Source organism: Photorhabdus akhurstii (assembly GCF_018448925.1).
In the GTDB taxonomy this organism is placed as follows: Bacteria; Pseudomonadota; Gammaproteobacteria; order Enterobacterales; family Enterobacteriaceae; genus Photorhabdus; species Photorhabdus akhurstii.
The window spans coordinates 1-23,918 of record NZ_RCWE01000029.1 but is presented as its reverse complement, the minus strand read 5'-3'; the positions used below and the strand labels follow the sequence as shown (position 1 = coordinate 23,918).

18 protein-coding genes and 1 pseudogene are annotated in these 23,918 nt (G+C 40.0%); 4 read left to right on the top strand and 15 right to left on the bottom strand.

Annotated elements, in window-relative coordinates; translation table 11 throughout:
* Positions 1-338: 338 nt before the first annotated feature.
* A complete protein-coding gene (locus EAE93_RS20530) occupies positions 339-1,031 on the bottom strand; it encodes an SDR family NAD(P)-dependent oxidoreductase (RefSeq protein WP_040148966.1) in 693 nt (230 codons plus the stop codon).
* Positions 1,032-1,782: 751 nt separating this feature from the next.
* Between EAE93_RS20530 and dauA the strand changes: the two genes are divergently transcribed.
* Positions 1,783-3,498 carry a C4-dicarboxylic acid transporter DauA gene (dauA, locus tag EAE93_RS20525; RefSeq protein WP_214040460.1) on the top strand — a complete coding sequence of 572 codons (1,716 nt, stop codon included), beginning with the start codon at positions 1,783-1,785 and terminating at the stop codon, positions 3,496-3,498.
* 135 nt (positions 3,499-3,633) lie between these two features.
* Here dauA and kdsA read toward each other — a convergent pair whose 3' ends face one another.
* Genes kdsA through hemA form a run of 5 tightly spaced genes read right to left on the bottom strand, consistent with a single transcriptional unit; the run spans position 3,634 to position 8,566 of the window.
* Complete coding sequence (gene kdsA, locus EAE93_RS20520) at positions 3,634-4,488, bottom strand: 3-deoxy-8-phosphooctulonate synthase (RefSeq protein WP_214040459.1); 855 nt, start codon at positions 4,486-4,488, stop codon at positions 3,634-3,636.
* Between the two features lie 60 nt (positions 4,489-4,548).
* Entirely contained in the window at positions 4,549-5,358 is an 810-nt protein-coding gene (sirB1, locus tag EAE93_RS20515) for an invasion regulator SirB1 (RefSeq protein WP_214040458.1), read from the bottom strand.
* On the bottom strand, positions 5,342-6,190 hold the full coding sequence (gene prmC / locus EAE93_RS20510) for a peptide chain release factor N(5)-glutamine methyltransferase (protein ID WP_214040457.1): 849 nt from the start codon (positions 6,188-6,190) through the stop codon (positions 5,342-5,344). Before prmC ends, sirB1 begins: the two co-directional genes overlap by 17 nt.
* Positions 6,190-7,272 carry a peptide chain release factor 1 gene (gene prfA, locus EAE93_RS20505; protein WP_036778672.1) on the bottom strand — a complete coding sequence of 361 codons (1,083 nt, stop codon included), beginning with the start codon at positions 7,270-7,272 and terminating at the stop codon, positions 6,190-6,192. The genes prmC and prfA overlap by 1 nt, the downstream gene beginning before the upstream one ends.
* A gap of 31 nt (positions 7,273-7,303) precedes the next feature.
* Positions 7,304-8,566 carry a glutamyl-tRNA reductase gene (hemA, locus tag EAE93_RS20500; RefSeq protein ID WP_036778674.1) on the bottom strand — a complete coding sequence of 421 codons (1,263 nt, stop codon included), beginning with the start codon at positions 8,564-8,566 and terminating at the stop codon, positions 7,304-7,306.
* A 288-nt stretch (positions 8,567-8,854) separates the two neighbouring features.
* Here hemA and lolB point away from each other — a divergent pair, with 288 nt between their 5' ends.
* The 3 genes from lolB to prs all read left to right on the top strand — a co-directional run bounded on the left by lolB (position 8,855) and on the right by prs (position 11,386).
* The gene (lolB, locus tag EAE93_RS20495) at positions 8,855-9,499 is read left to right on the top strand and encodes a lipoprotein insertase outer membrane protein LolB (protein WP_082300969.1); all 645 of its coding nucleotides are present in this window, start codon (positions 8,855-8,857) and stop codon (positions 9,497-9,499) included.
* Complete coding sequence (gene ispE / locus EAE93_RS20490; protein ID WP_036814224.1) at positions 9,499-10,374, top strand: 4-(cytidine 5'-diphospho)-2-C-methyl-D-erythritol kinase; 876 nt, start codon at positions 9,499-9,501, stop codon at positions 10,372-10,374. Before lolB ends, ispE begins: the two co-directional genes overlap by 1 nt.
* 64 nt (positions 10,375-10,438) lie before the next feature.
* Entirely contained in the window at positions 10,439-11,386 is a 948-nt protein-coding gene (prs, locus tag EAE93_RS20485) for a ribose-phosphate diphosphokinase (protein ID WP_011146321.1), read from the top strand.
* Positions 11,387-11,512: 126 nt separating this feature from the next.
* Here prs and ychH read toward each other — a convergent pair whose 3' ends face one another.
* From ychH to EAE93_RS20440, 9 genes and pseudogenes are all read right to left on the bottom strand, one after another.
* Positions 11,513-11,788, bottom strand: a complete 276-nt coding sequence (ychH, locus tag EAE93_RS20480) for a stress-induced protein YchH (RefSeq protein WP_036778679.1) — start codon at positions 11,786-11,788, stop codon at positions 11,513-11,515.
* A 463-nt stretch (positions 11,789-12,251) separates the two neighbouring features.
* Complete coding sequence (locus EAE93_RS20475) at positions 12,252-13,220, bottom strand: Ig-like domain-containing protein (protein ID WP_046397586.1); 969 nt, start codon at positions 13,218-13,220, stop codon at positions 12,252-12,254.
* Between the two features lie 117 nt (positions 13,221-13,337).
* Entirely contained in the window at positions 13,338-14,663 is a 1,326-nt protein-coding gene (locus EAE93_RS20470) for a hypothetical protein (RefSeq protein ID WP_214040456.1), read from the bottom strand.
* Positions 14,660-15,346, bottom strand: coding sequence for a hypothetical protein (locus tag EAE93_RS20465; RefSeq protein ID WP_110090518.1), 687 nt, complete (start codon positions 15,344-15,346; stop codon positions 14,660-14,662). The genes EAE93_RS20470 and EAE93_RS20465 overlap by 4 nt, the downstream gene beginning before the upstream one ends.
* Before the next feature lie 83 nt (positions 15,347-15,429).
* Positions 15,430-16,950 carry a hypothetical protein gene (locus EAE93_RS20460; protein ID WP_040148974.1) on the bottom strand — a complete coding sequence of 507 codons (1,521 nt, stop codon included), beginning with the start codon at positions 16,948-16,950 and terminating at the stop codon, positions 15,430-15,432.
* Between the two features lie 405 nt (positions 16,951-17,355).
* Positions 17,356-18,858 (bottom strand): hypothetical protein, encoded by a 1,503-nt coding sequence (locus EAE93_RS20455; RefSeq protein ID WP_248000777.1) that lies wholly within the window; start codon positions 18,856-18,858, stop codon positions 17,356-17,358.
* A 445-nt stretch (positions 18,859-19,303) separates the two neighbouring features.
* Positions 19,304-20,809, bottom strand: coding sequence for a hypothetical protein (locus EAE93_RS20450; RefSeq protein WP_214040455.1), 1,506 nt, complete (start codon positions 20,807-20,809; stop codon positions 19,304-19,306).
* A gap of 398 nt (positions 20,810-21,207) precedes the next feature.
* Positions 21,208-22,713 carry a hypothetical protein gene (locus tag EAE93_RS20445; protein ID WP_214040454.1) on the bottom strand — a complete coding sequence of 502 codons (1,506 nt, stop codon included), beginning with the start codon at positions 22,711-22,713 and terminating at the stop codon, positions 21,208-21,210.
* A gap of 558 nt (positions 22,714-23,271) precedes the next feature.
* Positions 23,272-23,918, bottom strand: a pseudogene (locus tag EAE93_RS20440) (hypothetical protein); the annotation flags it as partial.

The window sequence follows — 23,918 nt, the reverse complement described above, 5'->3', positions numbered from 1 at the left end:
CAAGTATATAAATTTCTCCTGAATCGCTTTCCCCATACATACATCAAAAGACGCACTCCAACTAACGGCCTGCAACAATTATGCCTGCTGGGGTAGGTTCTCATTTACCCAGGAAAATAATTCATAAACGATATAAAAACAGAGATATCTGATAATTCAGTTTCGGCTCCTATTCCAAATAGCGTAACCAAAATTGGAATAATAACCAATAACCTTTTCTCATTAAAGCGATTGGCAACATTGGGCTAGGTGAAGAAATACATTTATCATAAATCCAGCCCGATATTCTAGCTAATTGATGAAAACATGATTGCAGATCACGATTTATGATATTGTTATTAACCACTTAATCCCCCATCAATGCAAAGAGATGTTCCTGTGATATAGGTTGATGTACTCAATGTCCCCACACAAAAACTGGCAATTTCATCAACATCTGCCATTCGTTTTAATGCGGTGCTTCTGGCGAATTCCATTTTCTTTTCTGGAGAAATATGCCGCAACATACCACCATCAACATACCCCGGCATTACAGTGTAAGCCCTAACATTAAAACGGCCGTAGTCATTAGAGATGTTTTTTACCAATGCATTCATGGCTGCTTTCGAACAAGAATAAGCGGTGGCGCCTGTCTCTCCACGTAAACTTGCTGTAGAAGAAATAAATTGCATCACGCCATTACGATTCTTCATAAAATGGGGCAGCAAATATTTTGCTACTCTTGCTGCGCCAAACAAGTTGACATCAAAAACATCATGCCAACCCTCAATATCCTGAGCATGCAATAAACCATCCAATGACATTGCCGGCGTATAGATAACCGCGTCAATACATTTCATCTTGTCAACTGCAATGCCAATGGCTTCTCTAACACTGTTATCCGACATAACATCTAAATAAATTTCTTCATTACACGGTTTACGTGAAGTACCTAATACTTCATAGCCGCTGGCAACCGCATGTCGGCAAATTGCATTCCCAATTTCACTTGATGAACCAATAATAAGTATCTTGCTGTTATATTTATGCATTCAAACATTCCTACCTTATCTAAAAGTTATTTTCCAACAGTAAACCCTACTTTAAATAAAGCATTCAGAATAAATATTATCTAAACAAGAAAACATTTTTAACTTATATATTTCTAAATACATGTACTTTTAACGCATATATTTTTAGCTTACCTATTTTCAACTCATTTAATCCATCTAATTCTATGAGTCATCCTAAATAGTAGGATGAGTTCTTATATCTGTCAAATTATTAATCTAATATTTCAGCGATATCAATGCATTGGTTAAATTACATCCAAAAATTAAATAAAAAACATCATGCGTAAAAATATCCAATATAGCTAATTTAATCTAGTCATAATCAATACATGTGGTGAATGCATAATTAATTATTTAACTTTCTGACAATAACAATTAAAAATTGTAATTAATTCTGTTATTTTATTATAAAGATAAAACATTATATTTAATAGAATAAATATATAGATTTAAGTTTGAAAATATTAATTAAATTCTTTATGAAGTTAATTCAATAATATTCACTAATAAGAATAGATACTTAATAGAATCGGTTTCAGCCTATTTTATGGTGATAAGAACACTATTCTCCCTTTTACTTTTCACTTTCCTGGCGTTAAGCTATTAACATTAAGTTTGATCTAATAGCGCTATCGCGTTGAACTAAAAGCACTATTTTTACAATTCGGTTTGCAGTTTGGTTGTAACAACCCTATTGCTTTTTCCCTCTATATTTTTGGTTTATGCACAGATGAAAACTCGTAGAATGAACGGCATACGGCCGTTTAGTGCTGTAATTGATGCTTGTTGGAAAGAACCCTACTCTTTTGCTCGTTTAACTAAAGATATTATTGCCGGTATTACTGTCGGTATTATCGCCATCCCACTCGCTATGGCGCTAGCAATCGGAAGTGGCGTCCCACCACAATATGGGCTTTACACCGCCGCTATCGCCGGGATGGTAATCGCGATAACCGGCGGCTCACGCTATAGTGTTTCCGGCCCTACCGCCGCTTTCGTTGTCATTCTCTATCCAGTCTCTCAACAATTTGGCCTGGGCGGTTTGCTCATTGCAACATTAATGTCAGGCATTATTTTGCTGGTGATGGGATTAGCCCGCTTTGGTAAATTGATCGAGTATATTCCCCTCCCCGTCACTCTCGGTTTTACTTCTGGAATCGCGATTACTATCGCAACCATGCAAGTAAAAGATTTTTTTGGCCTGCAATTGGAACATATGCCAGAGAATTATATCAATAAGGTTGCGGCTCTGTTTCAAGCGCTGCCAACACTGTATTTGAGTGATACGCTGATTGGCTTAACGACACTCGCCATTCTGATTTATTGGCCTAAGCTTGGGCTGAAATTACCCGGGCATCTTCCCGCCCTCATTGCAGGAACCGCTGTGATGGGGATCATGAACTTATTCGATCAACATGTTGCTACTATTGGTTCTGAGTTTAGTTATATTTTGAATGACGGTACTCAGGGGCAAGGCATCCCCCCCATCCTGCCGCAATTTGTTTTACCGTGGCATTTACCTGATATGGGGTTCCATCAAGTTGATATAAATTGGGCAACAATTTCAGCCCTATTACCCGCCGCCTTCTCAATGGCGATGTTAGGCGCTATTGAATCACTGCTTTGCGCCGTGGTTTTGGATGGTATGACCGGTAAAAAACATCACTCAAACAGTGAATTGATTGGTCAAGGCTTCGGAAATATAGTCGTGCCATTCTTCGGCGGTATTACGGCTACCGCCGCAATCGCCCGTTCAGCCGCCAACATCAGAGCTGGCGCGACATCGCCGGTTTCAGCCATTGTTCACTCTCTGCTCGTGTTATTAACTTTACTGGCATTGGCTCCCATGCTCTCCTATCTTCCTCTGGCCGCTATGTCTGCCCTGTTGCTCATGGTCGCCTGGAATATGAGCGAAATACATAAAGTTATCGACCTCATGCGCCGTGCGCCAAAGGATGACATTATTGTGCTGGTACTTTGCATGTCGCTCACAGTTCTGTTTGATATGATTATTGCCATTACGATCGGTATCGTATTAGCTTCACTGCTATTTATGCGCCGAATAGCCAATATGACTCGCATCAGTCAATTGCCGCAAACAAATGTCGATAAAGGTTTGCTGGTTGTCCGTATCAATGGCCCGCTATTCTTTGCCGCCGCTGAACGTATCTTCACAGAATTAAAGGAAGAAAGCGCCAGTTATCAGACGATCATTATGCAATGGGACGCCGTTCCCGTGCTGGATGCCGGTGGGATGCACGCTTTCCAACGCTTTATCGATGAAGTGGGTAAAGATAAATATATTGCTGTTTGTGATATTCCATTCCAGCCTTTAAAAACACTGGCCAGAGCTAAGATCCTATTGGTTGAAAATCACCTTAGCTTCCATGCGACATTGCCACGAGCAATGGCAGAATTAAATTTCAATGGCAAAATGGATAGCTGAAATTGCCAGACAAAAACTTGCTAACTCTTTTTCCAATACTTTTTTCCCCATAATTAATGGCGCTGTAAACCAGCGCCAAATCTATTCATCACCAAATCTTGTCATCATTTGATGTCATGACATCAGAAAGCCACTTTATTTACTGGTATCCAGTTGAGGTAAGCTTTTCACCACGTCATCAATGACTTTCATCTGGTTCAAGAATGGCTCTAGTTTTGCCAACGGCAATGCTGATGGACCATCACACATTGCATTCGCAGGATCAGGATGAGCTTCAAGGAACAAGCCGGCAATACCGACCGCCATTCCCGCACGCGCCAGTTCAGCAACCTGAGCGCGACGACCACCAGAAGCGGCACCAAATGGATCGCGGCATTGGAGTGAATGAGTGACATCAAAAATTACCGGATGCCCCCCGGTTGCCTGAGCCATAACATTGAAGCCCAGCATATCCACCACCAAATTGTCATAACCAAAGTTGCTGCCACGGTCACATAAGATCACTTGATCGTTGCCGCCTTCTTTGAATTTTTCCACAATATTTCCCATCTGACCCGGGCTGATAAACTGCGGTTTTTTAACGTTGATCACCGCACCGGTACGCGCCATCGCTTCAACCAAGTCAGTCTGACGCGCCAAAAATGCAGGCAGTTGGATGACATCAACCACTTCCGCCACTGGCTGCGCCTGTGCCGGTTCATGCACGTCAGTGATGATTTTCACACCGAAAGTTTGTTTCAGCTCCTGAAAAATCTTCATTCCCTCTTCCAGACCAGGGCCACGGTAAGAGTGAATCGATGATCGGTTTGCTTTATCAAAGGAGGCTTTGAAAACATAAGGAATGCCCAATTTTTGTGTCACTGTGACATAGCGCTCACAAATACTCATGGCCAAATCCCGTGACTCAAGGACATTCATACCACCAAAGAGAACAAACGGTAGATCATTCGCGACCTTGATATCACCAATATGAACCACTTTCTGTTGCATACTTATACCTTCCGTTAGGGACCAATAAATTAATGAAATAAATCAGTGTAAAACAATATCTTAGTGTAAAACAACGCATTGCTGCTTAATGGCGTATATTTGCATTCTGATCATTTCTGCCACCGGGTCTTCCGGGCAATTTTCGACAAAATAATTTAAATCAGAAACCGCAATATGATTACAATCAAGTTCCGCATAAATCAGCCCTCTATCACGTATTTCATAGGGGTTATCGGGATCAAACATCAGCACAGCTTCACTCGTCCTCAGCGCCAATTCCATTTGTCCTTCGTCCATTAATGCGACTTTTATCGTATCTAGCATTTTACGTATAATGCTAGCATTATCAGCGCTTTGCAAATCATCTGCTGCTAATTCCGCTGTCTGGCTAATATTACCTTTCAGCCATACATCAAGCACACGTTCGCTTAGCTCTTCTCCATTGATTGGATTAATAAACTTTGCCGTGTTATCTGGATAATCAACACGCAAAATCAACTGCGTCGGAAAAATAACCGGCATAAACGGCAGTTCTAAAGCCTGAGCAATATGAATCAGAATTGCCCCTAAAACAACAGAGGAACCTCGGCGGGTTTGCAATACTTTATCCAGCCATAATGTATCTGACAGGCAATAAACACCACTGGCGCCGCCGAATTTCCAGGTTTGATAAAAAAGCCTCAGTAATTTTTCCAGTCGTTCTTCTATATTTAGCTGCGGAGATATTTCACGTCTGGCTTCATCAATCAATACTTGAAGCTGCATTTCCACTGAATGCTGAGGAAAATCAGCACGCAAAATTCTGGAAATAAACAGGATACCGCTACTTAACGATGCGTTATTAAATTCATAATCAGCTATGGCTTTCATCACTTTTCCACTGACCCAGTGTTATTCGCTCATTACCGCCATAATCCTGAAAAGTAGCTACCTGCCGATAACCACTCTCAGAAAATAGGCTTCTTACAACATTTCCCTGTCTCCAACCATGCTCCAATAACAACCATCCACCAGGCAACAAAAAATGGCGAGATAGATCAATAAGGGTATTCAGATCAGCAATTCCCTGTCGCGCCGCAATTAATGCACTATCCGGCTCGAACCGAACATCACCCTGAGATAGATGTGGATCGGTTTCATCTATGTAAGGCGGATTACTGACAATCATACCAAACTGTTGATTATTCAACGAAGAGAACCAATCGCTTACCCCAAAATCCACATTTTGTATTTTAAGCTTTTCAGCATTGCCCTGCGCCAACATGACCGCATCAGGATTGATATCAACCCCGGTAATCCGGCAATCAGGACGCTCACTGGCGATTGCCAGTGCAATTGCGCCGGTTCCCGTTCCCAAATCCAAAATGCGGCAAGGTGTCAGCGATAGCCGTTCAAGCGCCTTTTCTACCAGACATTCAGTGTCAGGACGCGGGATCAACGTGGCAGGAGAGACATTTAATGGCAACGACCAAAATTCACGCTCACCGGTGATGTAGGCAATAGGTTCACCTTTCACCCGGCGAGCGAGTAAAACCTCAAGCTGGCTGAACTGCGCCGAAGCTAGCTGCGTTTCCCCGAATGCCAGCATGTAAGTCCGGGAATGGCGAGTGACAAACCCCAACAAAATTTCCGCATCTCGTTTAGGACTGTCACTTGCCGATAACTGTATTGTGGCTTGTTTAAGCCAAGATTGATAATCCATCAATCTTGCTCTGACAAAGCCGATAATAGATCAGCCTGATATTCATTCACGATCGGCTGAACAAGCATATCCAATTTGCCTTCCATCACTTCATCAAGGCGATATAACGTCAAATTAATACGATGATCCGTTACTCGCCCTTGGGGAAAATTGTAAGTGCGATTGCGATCCGAACGGTCACCGGAACCTAATAAGTTACGACGCTCAGACGCCTCGGCCTCTTGACGCTTACGAACTTCCGCCGCATGAATACGCGCGGCCAATACGGACATCGCTTTCGCTTTGTTTTTATGCTGAGAGCGCTCATCCTGACACTCAACCACAATACCGGTTGGAATATGAGTGATACGAATAGCGGAATCCGTGGTATTGACGTGCTGACCGCCCGCCCCGGAGGAACGAAACGTATCAATACGCAAATCATTTGGGCTAATATCCGGCAACTCCGCTTCCGGGACCTCGGGCAAAACCGCAACGGTACAAGCAGACGTGTGAATGCGCCCTTGCGATTCAGTTTCCGGCACACGCTGAACACGATGACCACCCGATTCAAATTTTAAGTGACCATAAACCTGCTCACCGGAAACTTTAGCAATAATTTCCTTATAGCCGCCATGCTCACCATCATTAGCGCTAATAACCTCGACTTTCCAACGATGGGATTCCGCATAACGGCTATACATACGAAACAGATCCCCGGCGAAAATAGCCGCTTCATCACCACCGGTTCCCGCACGTACTTCAAGAAAACAGTTACGCTCATCATCAGGATCTTTTGGCAACAGCAATAATTGTAGTTGTTGCTCTAACTCTTCATTGCGGACCTTGGCGTCCCTGATCTCTTCCTGTGCCATTTCCCGCATTTCAGGGTCATCAAGCATTATTTCGGCTGCTTTAAGGTCATCCTGAACAGCACGCCAGGCCCTAAAACAGCTCGTCACATCAGTCAGTTGAGCATATTCCCGCGACAAAGCACGAAAACGTTCCTGATCAGCAATCACATCGGCATCACCGAGATGAGCCAAAACTTCCTCGTGACGTTCTTGCAATGCTTCCAATTTAGCAACAATAGAAGGCTTCATTCTTGGTTTCAGACCCTATTCCGAGATATGGTTAATTATGTTCCAGCCCCAGGCTGTCACGTAATAAATTAAGGCGCTCCAGATCACCATTGCTGGCGGCTTGCTGGAGTGATTTGGTAGGAGCATGTATCAGACGGTTCACCAATTGATGAGTCAATTGATTAACGGCCTGTTCTACGTCAGCTCCCTGATTGATAGCAGTCAGTGCCTTAGCTGTCATTTCAGCCCGCACCCGTTCTGCCTGATTACGATACTCACGGATTGAATTTACTGCGCTCTGCGAACGCAACCAGTCCATAAAATAACGGCTTTCCTGTTGAACAATACATTCAGCCTGAACCGCCGCCGCTTTGCGCTGCGCAAGATTCTGCTGAATAATTGCTTGTAAATCGTCAACACTGTAAAGATAAACGTTATCCAGTCTCTCTACGTCAGGCTCTATATCACGGGGAACCGCAATGTCAATGAGTAACATTGGTTGGTTACGACGTAACTTTAATGCGCGTTCAACCATCCCTTTACCAATAATAGGCAAAGGACTGGCAGTCGAACTGATAACAATATCCGCTTCTGCTAAACGTGTGTCAATTTCAGGCAGGGTGATCACTTCCGCCTGAACCTCATCAGCCAACACTTGTGCCTTCTCTTTCGTCCTGTTAGCAATCATCATATGGTGCACGCGATGCTCTTTCAAATGACGAGCCGCCAGTTCAATCGTTTCTCCGGCACCGACCAGCAAAATATTTAGTTCAGAAAGTGATTCAAAAATCTGCCGCGCCAGAGTGCAAGCGGCAAATGCAACGGAAACCGCGTTCGAACCAATTTCTGTTTCCGTTCTGATGCGCTTAGCAACGGAAAATGATTTCTGAAACAGTCGCTCCAGTTCACTCGATAAAGAGTCGCTGTGCTGCGACTCGGCAAATGCTTTCTTCACTTGCCCAAGAATCTGAGGTTCTCCCAGCACCAACGAGTCCAGCCCACTCGCCACTCTCATCAAGTGGCTGACAGCTTCATTATCACAATGCCAGTAAATACTGGATCTTAGATCTCTGGGATTTAGCTGATGATATCCACACAACCAGTCAATTAACTGCTCATACAGATTATCTTGTTGCTCTACGCTGAGATAAAGCTCCGTACGATTACACGTTGACAACACAACTCCCCCTTTCACCAGGGGATGCTGGAGAAGGTTATCAAGCGCTTCCCCAATAGTACCCGGAGAAAAAGTGACCCGTTCACGCAGGGATACAGGAGCCGTTTTATGGTTAATACCAAGTGCTAACAAAGTCATATCAACTTCATTGAGTTATCAGCAGAGAGACAGTTCATCGTAAAAAACATTCTATTTGATGAAATCATCACCCTTAATAAGGACTCTTATAAACTGTGCATTCTACTTGATACCTCAGATCAATAAAAGACGATCGCAGTGTCTGGTATCATTATTCAGAACATTTTTTTGAAATTTAACTGGATTAATAGTTCATTCTTCATTATTAAGTGACGTAAAAGTTTTCACGTTATTAAACAGAGATTGCCGATGAAATCAATGCCGATAAAACCAATGCTGATAAAACCCATGTCGATAAAATCAGCGCCGACAAAACCGATACAAAAATTATCCCTATTCCGTCTATTGCCGCTCTCTTGTGTACTGTTGACCGCCTGTACATTAACGCAACCTAGCGGAACAGGTTCGGCAGATTCTCCCCAATGGCGAACACGTACCCAACAGCTACAGCAATTAAATCAATATCAAACACGTGGCTCTTTTGCCTATCTGTCTAATGAGAAAAAGGTTTATGCCCGCTTTTTCTGGCAACAATATCATCCTGAACGTTACCGTTTATTACTAACTAACCCGCTAGGCAGCACTGAATTAGAGCTGATCGTTCAGCCTGGCATGACGCAATTAACTGATAGCCAGGGTAAAAAATATTTTAGTGATAATCCCGAAGAGATCATTTATCAGCTCACCAATATGGATATTCCATTAGATAATCTGCGGCATTGGATAACAGGTCTCCCCGGTGATGCCAAAAACTTCAAACTGGATGCCAACCATCTATTGAAAACCGTCAATTACCAGCGACATGGCGCGACATGGCAGGTTAATTATCAATCCTACGATACCTCAACGACCCCCGCCCTTCCCAATCGCCTGGAACTGATTCAAGGGGATCGTCGCATCAAATTGAAAATGGATAACTGGACAACAAAATAATGACATTAACCTGGCCTTCGCCGGCAAAACTTAACCTATTTCTCTATATCACCGGTCGTCGCGCTGATGGTTATCACCAGTTGCAAACGCTATTTCAATTTCTTGATTATGGTGATGAAATTACCATTACCCCTCGTCAGGATAATGAAATCCGTTTACTGACGCCGGTAGAGGGGGTGGAACACGATAACAACCTGATCGTTCGCGCCGCGCGTCTATTGCAATCCTACAGCGATAAACACCATACCGGGATTGCTCATAAAGGCGCTGACATCCATATCAACAAACGTCTGCCAATGGGCGGTGGATTAGGCGGAGGTTCATCCAATGCCGCTACCGTACTCATTGCCCTGAATTATCACTGGCAAACCGGTTTCACAGACGAAACACTGGCAACCCTTGGCGTGAGCCTTGGCGCTGATGTGCCGGTCTTTGTCAAAGGACACGCCGCATTTGCAGAAGGTATTGGTGAAATTCTGCACATGGCAGAGCCGGCAGAAAAGTGGTATCTGGTTGCACATCCCGGTATTGAAATCTCAACTCTGCGCGTCTTCACAGATCCGGAATTAAAACGTGATACGCCAATTCGCCCTCTGGCCGCATTATTAAAGGCTCCGTACCTAAATGATTGTGAATCTCTTGTAAGAAAACGTTTTCGTAAGGTTGAACAGCTTCTTTCATGGCTGCTAGAATACGCGCCGTCACGCCTGACCGGAACCGGTGCCTGTGTATTCGGTGAGTTTGAATCAGAAGCATCGGCCCGTAAGGTGTTAAATCAAGCCCCTGAGTGGTTGCAGGGTTTTGTTGCGCGTGGCGTTAACAATTCACCTTTGCACAGTTTTCGCTCTGGGATACCCGTGTTATTGAACCAATGAATAAATATTTGTTATTTACATTGGTCAACAATATCTCTCTGGACGCAAGCCTGAGGTCTTTCTCGTGCCCGATATGAAGCTTTTTGCTGGTAACGCTATTCCTGAACTAGCACAACGTGTTGCCAACCGCCTGTACACCAACCTTGGAGACGCGGCTGTCGGCCGTTTCAGCGATGGTGAAGTCAGCGTGCAAGTTAATGAAAATGTGCGTGGTGGTGATATTTTCATCATCCAGTCCACTTGTGCACCGACTAACGACAATTTAATGGAATTAGTCGTTATGGTTGATGCGCTGCGTCGTGCTTCCGCAGGACGTATTACCGCAGTAATCCCTTATTTCGGTTATGCTCGTCAGGACCGTCGAGTCCGTTCAGCCCGTGTGCCAATTACCGCCAAAGTTGTTGCGGATTTCCTCTCCAGCGTTGGTGTAGACCGCGTACTGACCGTTGACCTGCATGCTGAGCAGATCCAAGGGTTCTTCGATGTTCCGGTTGATAACGTATTTGGCAGCCCAATTCTGCTGGAAGATATGTTACAGAAAGAGTTGGAAAACCCTATCGTTGTTTCCCCGGATATTGGCGGGGTTGTCCGCGCTCGCGCTATCGCTAAGCTGCTGAATGATACCGATATGGCTATCATCGATAAGCGTCGGCCACGCGCTAACGTTTCTCAAGTGATGCATATTATCGGTGATGTCGCTGGTCGCGACTGCGTGTTGGTCGATGACATGATTGATACCGGCGGCACCTTATGCAAAGCGGCGGAAGCATTGAAAGAACGCGGAGCAAAACGGGTATTCGCCTATGCCACTCACCCGATTTTCTCCGGCAATGCTGTGGACAACATTAAAAACTCGGTGATTGATGAAGTGGTTGTCTGTGACACCATCCCGCTGTCTGCCGAGATCAAGGCGCTCAATAAAGTTCGTACTCTCACTTTGTCCGGTATGTTAGCTGAAGCGATCCGGCGTATCAGCAATGAAGAGTCAATTTCTGCAATGTTTGAGCACTAATAAATAAGTTGTACTCATAATATTGCTATTTAAGAAAAAACCCGTTGTACAAGAGATTCAACGGGTTTTTTGCTTATCTGGAATATACTTTTCCATTAGCACAAACTATGACTAACTCTATTTTTGTTATGGATACCGATGATCACCACGACGATAACGCTCATCATAGTTTCTTAACCACCAATAACGATCTGCCACACCTTCCCGGCCTCCCACACCGGCACCAGCCAACCAAACAAGCGCGCCAATAAAAACACCCAATAGCGCGGCTTCAGATAAAAACTCAGGCCAGCCAAAACCGAAGATGTGAGGCAGTAATGTATAAGCCAGGCTACTCACTATGGTGAACATACCGACACCCATTAATACATTACCGACTATGAAAGCACTTTGACGTTTCATATATTACCTCCAACACTCTTCGTGAATACACACTCTCCGTGAATACACACTTCTCCGTGAACACTAAGAACCTATAATTCAAAAGTTAACGTTAATTGACTCGATATAACTATAAAGCTTATTTATAGTATAGCCCTATTTCACAAAAGGTCATTGCGGGCGCGATCACAACTAAAGGAGATTTAATAACAACACCCTAATCATTGTAAGAAATAACATGAAGAAATAATGAGTTAGTAGCCTGAACTTCACTTAAAGAAAAGTTCAGGTTTTTAACTAAATATTGATATATAACAATGATAGTTGTGAAATTCCATCCAGGTTATATATTTTTAATCAATGATTCCTACCGGGATAATAAAAATCATCTTATTTTCACACTGCATGATAACGGCTAAAAACAGGGGATTTGTCTAATTTTTCAATGCGTAACCATCAATCAGCATCCCAAAATATCCAACGCCTAATATAGCCCTGGAGTTAATTCTATCCACGTTTGAGAATATACCCGCCCATCAATACAACTTATATACACCGGTGCGGATTCATTCATGGGAGGTACATGATTATGAGGCGAATACCCTCGAGTATAAGAAGAAGAAACTCTAAAGCTGAAATAGCCATCTTTATCGGTAGTCATATGTTTGTCTTGATCACTCAATGACAGATAAAATCCCATAGATACTGATATAGTTACATTAGGTTCACCTACGCCATTCTTATATAAATATCCAGCTATAATACCGCTTGAAAATGAAGACAGAATAGCCGGAGATTTTCCAATCTTTAACTGATATGGATTATACGTGAAACACATAGCTATAGCCTTTTCAATAGCTCCCGCTTGTGCCATTAGCATCACTTCACCAGCACTATTAGATTGTATTGACGCCGTTATTTTACCCTCTTTATCTGTCATACCCGACGACGGAACTACTGTTGCCCCACTATCTGCATAGAAGGTTATTTTTTGGTTTTCAATTCCCTTACCCAACCGATCATACACAGTTACAACTACCTTATTCTCATCGGCACTATTAGTCCATGCATTATTTTTTTCTAAATCAAGATTAAGATCTGCCACAAATTGAGGAACAGCAGTAAACTCGACCTGGAGAGGAGGGGCTGCTATTTGAGTATCATTTTCCAAGTAAGCATATACATTCCCTTGACACGGAGTTAAATCAGTAGAAACTATTTCAACTGATACCTTACCCATTACTCCTGTGTTTTTTATAATTTTACGATCATTATTCTCTTTAAATACCATAGATTTATTATCTAAAGTGAAACTTACATTCACCCCATGCAATAAATAACCATCTTGCATTACGTTTACACCGATATCTATAGGCTTATCCGCAGTCTCCGTTTTTTCACTTGATAGCCAATTTAATGTTTTAGCCTCTTTTGGTGCTTGTTCGCCATTCATTTCATTCTCCTAAATTATCACTAACATGTATATTTACACATGTTATCATTGATTTAAAGTTAAAAAACAAAATGGTTCAACATGATAATATTATGCCAATTAACAATAACCCTTATGCTAAATAGAAGGAAAATGTTTAAAATTAATAGAAAATTGAATCGACTTATCAACATCGGGTAAACTTATTATCACATTATTTTTTTCCGCTTTAGTATTAGTTATATGGAAAGTTGTACAACCATCCTGACTAATTGCAACCTGCAACTCTCTCTCATTATCACCATAACCTGAAATTATCGCGGAACCATCAGTACGAACAAGTAATCTTTTGCCGGAATAGGCAGTACGGTCCACAATAACATAACCACTACAAACACTCACGCCATCAGCAGGTACCTCAGAGGTAAATGCATAAGCCTTGATAATATCCCCTCCATCTCTCCACTCACTAAATACTGCCTGACCTACACCCGGTGTTATAGAACCATCCTGCGCCGAAACAGTACAACGAAAACTACCCGTTTCCTCAGATTGCAAATGGAAATAAGCCAGCCCGAAACTATCAGGGGCAAATTGATATTGTGTGCCATCCCCTTCAACAATACTTCCTGATTCAACACTAGCCGATAATCTCTTTCCTGGCGGCCCATAAACCGCAACCAAATTTTTCGGCCTTATTCTGGGATATTCATTAGACACCATCGGCGCACCTTCGCTAATTGATATCATGGCAGATGACATATCCATTAATGACAATATCACTGAACCTGGAGCAGAAATATTATTGCCAACCTCATAATATCCTGTTCCCACCCCCTCTTGCCCCAAACAAAGCACGTTTTCCACCGGTACCACTAAAGAGACATAACCCTTCTTAATATCCTCATCACTGACTGTTATTGGTTGTGCATCCCAGTCAGACCTCGCAATTGGCTCATAATTAAAATTATGTCCTCGCCAGTGGAATATGACGCTATCGCCTTTCCGCATATGCTGATAACTGATATGCACATTTAACCCATGATGTTGTACAAGAGATGAATAGTGAATAACGCCAGATGTTGAATCTGGATAAATTGATGGTAATAATTTTATCGATGGAGAATTAATAACTTTAATAACAGTCGGTTCAGAGAAATTTTCATTCTCGAAATCATCAGCTGATGTATAAGTCACATTATAGCTACCATCAGGTATTTCAGAGAACGGTATAGCTATAGTGAAAAAAATAGTATTAATATTCTGAACATAATAGGGTCTAGAAAAAATCCCCCCAACACTGACCACGATCACATCCCAGATTTCCATATCCTCATAATAGGGTACTTTGATAATTAAATCTTGATTCTGTTGAACAGAAACATCAATCAAGCCATCTTTATCTGCTTGCGGCAATTTTGGCGACGATAAAAGAATAAATGTATTGTCATGATTGGTAATCATATTTCATCTCCCATTGGAATCGGTCTGAACGATAAAACAAAATTGACTTTATCCCCTGAATCTGAATCAGGCGCTGTTAGCCAAACACTAACTTTACCTACTGTATCGCTAGTCACATTCACTGTCGCACTACCATCCTCCTTTAATGGAATATCTGCCCAGTTCTTATTATAACCATCGATGAGTGCATTATTATTAACTCTTACACGGATTTGATTAATATCATCATTATTTTTACGATCAATAAAAAGATATATCGAGCAAGGCGTCTTCCCATCCGCCGGAGCGCCTGTAGTATAATTATAGGCGGTAAAGACTATAGCTTCATCAGACTGACGATAATTACCAAAAATAAGCGGAAAAGATATTACCTTATTGATATCCTTTTGTGGAGCAATCATCAAAAAAGCCGAAAACTCTTCGCTATTTTCAATATTTTTATGTTCAAACGGAGAACGAACATAAAAATGTCCTTTTCCAGTCTCATCTAACGTCAATATGATCTGATCCACATTAATGTTATCGTCGACAATAGAAGCACCAATAGATGTCGTAGCATAGAATTTATGCCCAGGCAGACCATATATAGTCACAATATTTTGAGGGTTAAGATTAGGGTAATCGGTTAAATCACTTATCGCCGCATTTTCTGTGATAATCACACTTGATATGCCGTTATTCATATTGTCACCATTAACTCCATGATTTATTAATTGAAAATAAAATGATAACGCTTAATAAAATATTAAAGCTCAATCGGTTAAATTTACTGTCCGGGAAGAACCGTATCAATACGTCCATACCAAATCTTAGAGTCCTTTGTACTTTCACTATATTTCATGCCTACATTATAAGTGATATAAACTGCTCCTGGCGCACCATCACTATACGAATCTACATTAGTAAAAGGCGCTTGACCAAGCTGAATAATCGCCTCCCCAGCCGCCACTTCGTCGGCAGTTACCGTATGAGGATCAAGAGAATAAGTTTTTGAAGATGGATTCTCATTTACAATGCCGTTAACGTAAACATGTATCTTGATAACACTATTTACCTCTATTCCATTCTTTTTACCCACAGCAATATGCGCATCCAATCCCCCGCCTAAAATAGTTTCAAGATTGATTCTGGCTTTCTGCCCAAGTTCCTCCTGATCTTTATGAGTGAAAATTCTGGGTACCGCTAATGTACGCTCAATTTCAGGTGGCACATTCGGTACTGCCTCTGTTAAATTAAAATAGCGGACAGATGACTTAGTTGTTTTCCCCGTCTTATCAGTTACATAATAATACAATACATTATCGCCAACATTCGGAATACTGGCATACGGAACTAAAATAAACGGCTTATCCAACTGGCACAACTCAGTAATTACCGCAGACTGGCTTTTTGTTTCTTTATCACCTTCTCTAATTATTAAGAAGATTTGATCCAGCGGTTCAGCTCCTTCATAGAATGGGATAATCGCATTAAAACTTGTGATCCTATTTCCTGGCGGTGGTGTTAATTTATCACCAGTCAGTTCTGCAATATTTGGCGCTGGAAGCGTTGGAGCAATATCTTCTGTAATCATCAAAATGCTTGATGAAGAGTTTTTCGAAAAAGATGGCAGTTTTGTGAACATGCTCACCGAGTAACTCCCCTCAGATTTCTTAGGGAAAACTCTTAAGGCAACAAAACCATTACTATCTGTATTAATATAATATTGATAATTATCTTTTTCACTAATAAAAGGCGATATTTCTGTCGTAAGTTGTTCTCCATCATCCCCAAAAATACGTACTGCCCTATCAGTTACCAGAGGAATTTGAAAATAGGGAAGTGGATCATTTGTCTCATTCAACGCATACATATTAATGAGCAGGCTGCCATTGAATGATGAAGGTCGCTCATTATCTGCTGCCGGAGATAAATCTTTTACCCATGAATCTCCAATAATTATAGGGGTAAACCCTTCGTATGAAAAACCATTTTCATCAATAGAATGAAACGCAATCTCCAATTTAGCATCAGGGTCCGTAGCCTTATCCATTGAAAATGTTATGGTGAAATCACTAGCGCCAGAATCAGCGGCAACAACAAATTTTGCAGTACAGATATTTTTCTCAACATCTCTTGAAATACGAGGAATCTCACCAAAATTACAATCTTGTGGGTAACTGCATGCTATATCAGTCGTTTCCGTTACTTTATGGGTGTCATCACCTGAATAAGTCACAGTAATGACAACTGGGCATTCTTCTAAAACCGTTATTCCTGAAACGATATCTGCTGTCAATGTCGACATATTAAACCTCATATTAAAGTTAAACATCAATAAGTAAAAATCGCCAGTAATGCGTTTACACAACGATACTTACCATCTATTACCCCCTTTCTACTTCTCACATAAATAAATTATTTACTTTAGCCGTTACTGTAATAACAATAAATCCCCACTCAAAGCATAAGCCTTATATCCAAGTATACCCCATATAGTCACAATATCTATATGGTTAAGATTGCGGTAATTGTTAAATCATCTTTCACCATGTTTGCCATTATTCATACTGTCGCCATTAACTCCATGATTCATCGATTGAAAATAATCCATAATAAAAAATCGCTAGTTCACCAATAATAAACATGGCCGGGGAAATGGAAAACGCTTACGCATTTTCCAATAAACAAATAAAAGCCCAATCAGTTAAATCTACTGTCCAGGAGGAACCGTATCAATGAGTCCAAACCAAATCTTGGAGTTCTTTATTCTTACACTGTAAGTGACATAAACTAATCCTGGCCCATCACGATATGAGTCTACACCCGTAAAAGGTGCCTGACCAAGCGGGATAATAACCTCTCCTGCCGCCACTTCATCGGCAGTTACCGTATGAGGCTCAAGAGAATAAATTTTTGAAGATGGACTATGATTGACAATACCATTAACGTAAATACGTACATTGATAATACTATCCACATCTATTCCATTTTTTTTACCCACAGCAATACGCGCATCTAGCCCTCCCCCTAAAATTTTTACAAGATTGATCTTACCTCTCTGTTTAAGTTCGGCCTGATCTTTATGAGTGAAAATTCTAGGTGCTGCTAATGTACGCCTGATCTCTGGTGGTTGATTTGGTACTGACCTCGTTAAATTAAAATAGAGGGCAGATGACATAGTTATATTTCCCGTTGTATCAGCCATATAATAATATAACTCATTATCGCCAGTATTTGGAACACTGGCATATGGAACTGAAATAAACGGACTATCCAACTGATTCAGATCAGTAATGACAGTAGACACACTTGGCGTTTCATCATTATCTTCTCTGATCATTAAGAAAATTCTATCTCTCGGCTTAACACTTTCATAAAATGGGATACTCACATGAAAACCTGTACTACTATTTCCTACTGATGGTGTTAAGCTATCACCGTCCAACTCTTCAATATCTGGCATTGCAAGCGTTGGAGCAATGTCTTCTGTAATAAACAGAATATTTGATGAATATTTCCTTAAAAAATCCTGCAACTCTGTAAACATATTGACTGTGTAGTTACTCCCCTCCCCTCTACTGGGGAAAATTCTTAAGGCAGCAAAACCTCTACTATCCGTATTAATGTAATATTTATTTCCATTGAATCCTCTAATAAAAGGCAATATTTCTGTTGTAAGTTGACCTCTACCATCTTCAAAAATACGAACTAGCTTATCAGTTACCAAAGGAATTTGAAAATAAGGTAACGGATCATCTGTTTTACTCAGCGCATATATATTAACAAGGAGGCTGCCGTTAAACTCAGAAGGTTGCTCATCATCCGCTGCCGGAAATAAGTCTTTTACCAGCGAATCGCCAATAATCACAGGTTCAAACGCTGCATGCGAAAAACCATTTTTATCAATAGGATGAAATGCTATCTCTAATTTAGCATTGGGGTCCGTAGTATTATCCATTGAAAATATTATGGTAAAATCACCGGCACCAGAATTGGCAGTAACAATAAATTTTGCAGTGCAGGTATTACTCTTGATATCCCTTGAAATACGAGGAGTCTCATCAAAACTGACATCTTGCTGGTCACTGTACACTATATCAGTCATTTCCGTTACTTTATGTAACTCATCACCTGAATAAGTCACCGTAATGACAACTGGGCACTCTTCTAAAACCGTTATTCCTGAAACAATATCTGCTGTAAGTGTCGACATATTAAACCTCATATCAAAGTTAAACATTAATAATAAATAAGCATTTGATTTTTATAAAAATAATGCGCTCCCACAACGATACTTACTACTTATTACCTCCTTCCTACTTCTCACATAAATAAATTATTTACTTTAGCTGTTACTGTAATAACAATAAATCCATCACTCAGTGTAGAAGCTACATATCCAAGTATACCCTATATAGTCACCCTATTTTTGGGTCAAAATTAGGATAATTGTTAAATCACTTTTCGCCATGCATGGCATTATTCATACTGCATCCATTGACTCCATAATTTATTATTGAAAATAAAATAAAACATTTAATAAAATATTATAGCTCGGTAATAAATAAATCACCAGTTCACAAATAAGCAACATGTCTTGGAAAATGGAAAACGCTTACGCATTTTCCATAAACAGATAAAATCTCAATCAGTTAAATTTATTTCCTAGGGGGAACAGTATCAATCTGTCCAAACCAAATCTTAGATTCTTTTTTACCTACGCTGTAAGTGATATAAACCGAGCCTAGCGTACCATCACTATACGAATCTACATTAGTAAAAGGCGTCTGACCAAGCAGAATAATAGTCTCTCCAGCCTTTACTTCGTCATCAGTTACCGTATGAGGAGCAATAGAATAAATCTTTGAGGATGGATTCTCATTTACAATACCATTAACGTAAATACGTATATTGATAACACTATTTACCTCTATTCCGTTGTTTTTACCCACAGCAATATGAGCATCCAACCCTCCACCTAAAATATATTCAAGATTAATCTTACCTGGCCAACCAAACTCCTCCTGTCGTTTATGATTAAAAATTCTAGGTCTCGCTAATATACGCCTAATCTCTGGTGGTTCATTCGGTACTGAACTCGTTAAATCAAAATAGAGGGCAGATGACATAGTGATATTTCCCATTGCATCAGCCATATAATAATATAACTCATTACCACCAATATTTTGAATATTAGCATATGGAACTAAAATAAACGAATTATCCAACTGATTCAGATCACTAATGACAGTAGACACACTTGGCGTTTCGGCATTATCTTCTCTGATCATTAAGAAAATTCTATCTTTCGGTCTAAAACCTTCATAAAATGGGATACTCACATGAAAACCTGTACTGCTATTTCCTATTGATGGAGTTAATTTATTACCATCCAGTTCTGCAATATCTGGTGCCGCAAGCGTTGGATCAATGTCCTCTATAATAAAAAGAATATTTGATAAAGGTTTCTTTGAAAAATCCGGCAATTCTGTGAACATATCAACTGTATAATTACCATTCTCCTTCTTACTGGGGAAAATCTTTAAAGCAACAAAACCATTTTTATCGGTATTAATATAGTATTTATTATTATCGTAATTTAGAACAAGAGGCAATATTTCTTCCGTAATATTTTCTCCGTCATACCCAAAAATACGCACTAAATTATCAATTACCAGAGGGATTTGAAAATAGGGTAACGGCTCATTTTTTTCACTCAACGCATAGATATTAATAAGGAGGTTGCCATTAAATTCAGAAGGCTCCTCATCATCTGCTGCCGGAGATAAATCTTTTATCAACGAATCGCCAATAATGATAGGCTCAAACGCTGCATGTGAAAAACCATTTTTATCAATAGGATGAAACGCAATTTCCAATTTAGCATTCGGGTCCGTAGTATTATCCATTGAAAATACTATGGTGAAATCACCGGCACCAGAATTGGCAGTAACAACAAATTTTGCAGTGCAGATATTATTCTTGACATCCCTTGAAATACGAGGGGTCTCATCAAAACGGGTATTTTCTGGATGACTGTACACTATATCAGTCGTTTCCGTTACTTTATGAGTCTTATCACCTGAATAAGTCACAGTGATAACAACTGGGCACTCTTCTAAAACCGTTATTCCTGAAACGATATCTGCTGTAAGTATTGACATATTAAACCTCATATTAAAGTTAAACACCTATAAGTAACAAACACTTAATTTTCTATCAAAATAATGCGTTTATACAACGATGCTTACTCTCTATTACCTCCTTCCTGTTTGTCACACAAATAAATCATTTACTTTAGCCGTTAATGTAATAACAATAAATCCCTATTCGAAGCATAAGATTTATATCCAAATATACCCTATATAGTTACAATATCTCTGGGATTAAGATTACAATAATTGCTAAATCGCTTTTCGCCATGCCTGCCATTATTCATACTGTCACCATTAGCTCCATGATTCCTTGGTTGAAAATAAAATAACAACGATTAATAAAACATTATAGTATGTAATAAAGAAATCGCCAGTTCACAAATAAGAAAAAGCTCAATCAGTTAAATTTATTGTCCAGGTGGAACAGTATCAATGTATCCAAACCAAATCTTAGATTCTTTTTGACCTACGCTATAAGTGATATAAACCGAACCTGGCCTACCATCACGATACGAGTTCACATTAGTAAAAGGTGCCTGACCAAGCAGAATAATAGCTTCTCCTGCCGCCACCTCGTCGGCAGTTACCGTATGAGGTTCAACAGTATAAAGTTTCGAAGATGGATTCTCATTGATAATACCATTAACGTAAATACGTACATTAATGACATTATTTACTTCTATTCCACTGCGTTTACCCACAGCAATATGAGCATCCAACCCTCCTCCTAAGATATCGTTAAGATTGATCCTAGCTGGCCAGCCAAAATCCAACTGTAGCATATGACTAAAAATTATGGGTGCAGCTAATGTACGATTAATCTCTGGTGGTACATTTGGTGCTGACCTCGTTAAATTAAAATAGAGAGCAGATGACATAGTAATATTTCCCGTTGCATCAGCCTTATAATAATATAACTCATTATCGCCAATATTTGGAACGCTGGCATATGGAACTAAAATAAACGGATTATTCAACTGATTCAGACCAGTAATTACGGCAGACGCACCTGGCGTTTCGTAATTACCTTCTCTGATCATTAAGAAAATTCTATCTTTCGGTCTAACACCTTCATAAAATGGGATACTCACATGAAAACCTGTACTGCTATTTCCTATTGATGGCGTTAATTTATTACCATCCAGCTCTGCAATATCCGGCGCCGCAAGGATTGGATCAATGTCTTCCGTAATAAACAGAATATTTGATAAAGGTTTCTTTGAAAAATCCGGCAATTCTGTGAACATATCAATCGCATAGTTCCCCTTCCCTTTCTGACTGGGGAAAACCCTTAAAGCAACAAAACCGTTTTTATCCGTATTAATATAATATTTATTAATACTTAATTTTCGAATAAAAGGAGATATTTCTTCCGTAATTTTTTCTCCATCATACCCAAAAATACGCACTATCCTATCTGTTACCAGAGGAATTTGAAAATAGGGTAACAGCTCATTCGTTTTACTCAGCGCATATATATTGACGAGGAGGCTGCTATTAAACTCAGAAGGCTCCTCATTATCTGTTGCCGGAGACAAGTCTTTTATCAACGAATCACCAATGATTATGGGTTCAAATGCTGCATGCGAAAAATCATTCTTATCAATAAAATGAAATACTCTCTCCAATTTAGCATCAGGGTCCGTAACCTTATCCATTGAGAATGTTATGGTGAAATCACTGGCACCAGAATTAGCAGTAACAACAAATTTCGCAGTGCAAGTATTATTTTCGACATCTCTTGAAATACGAGGGATATTATCAAAATAGGTATTTTCTGGGATACTGTGCACTATATCGGTCTTTTCCGTTACTTTATGAGTATCATCACCTGAATAAGTCACAGTGATAACAACTGGGCACTCTTCTAAAACCGTTATTCCTGAAACGATATCTGTTGTAAGTTTCGACATATTAGACCTCATATTAAAGTTAAACACCAATCAGTAACAAACACTTAATTTTCCGTCAAAATAATGCGTTTATACAACGATTCTTACTATCTATTACCTCCTTCCTGTTTGTCACACAAATAAATCATTTACTTTAGCTGTTAATGTAATAACAATAAACCCCTATTCGAAGAATAAGATTTATATCCAAATATACCCTATATAGTTACAATATATCTGGAATTAAGATTACAATAATTGCTAAATCGCTTTTCGCCATGCCTGCCATTATTCATACTGTCACCATTAATTCCATGATTCCTTGGTTGAAAATAAAATAACAACGATTAATAAAACATTATAGCTCAGTAATAAAGAAATCGCCAGTTCATCAATAAGAAACATGTCCCGAAAAATGGAAAACGCTTACGCATTTTCCATAAACAGGTAAAAGCTCAATCCGTTAAATTCATTATCCTACTGGAACCGTATCAATGTATCCAAACCAAATCTTCGATTACTTTTCGCCTACGCTGTAAGTGATATAAACTGAGCCTAGCGTACCATCACGATATGAGTCTAAGGAACCGTATCAATATATCCAAACCAAATCTTAGATTCCTTTTTGCCTACGCTGTAAGTGATATAAACTGAACCTGGCGTACCATCACGATATGAATCTATATTAGCAAAAGGCGCTTGACCAAGCGGAATAATAGCTTCTCCTGCCGCTACTTCTTCGGCAGTTACCTTATGAGGATCAATAGAATAAAGTTTCGAAGATGGATTATCATTTATAATACCATTAACATAAATATGTATATTGATAATATTATTTACCTCTATTCTACTTTTTTTATCCACAGTAATATGGGCATCTAATCCTCCACCTAATATATCGTTAAGATTGATCCAAGCTGGCCAGCCGAATTCCAACTGTAGTATATGACTAAAAATTCTAGGTACAGCTAATGTACGCTTAATCTCTGGTGGTACATTTGGTGTTGACCTCGTTAGATTAAAATAGAGGGCAGATGACATAGTGATATTTCCTGTTGTATCAGCCCTATAATAATATAATTCATTATCGCCAGTATTGGGAACACTGGCATATGGAACTAAAATAAACGGATTATTCAACTGATTCAGATCAGTAATGACAACAGACGCACTTGGTGTTTCGTCATTATCTTCTCTGATCATCAAGAAAATTCTATCTCTCGGCC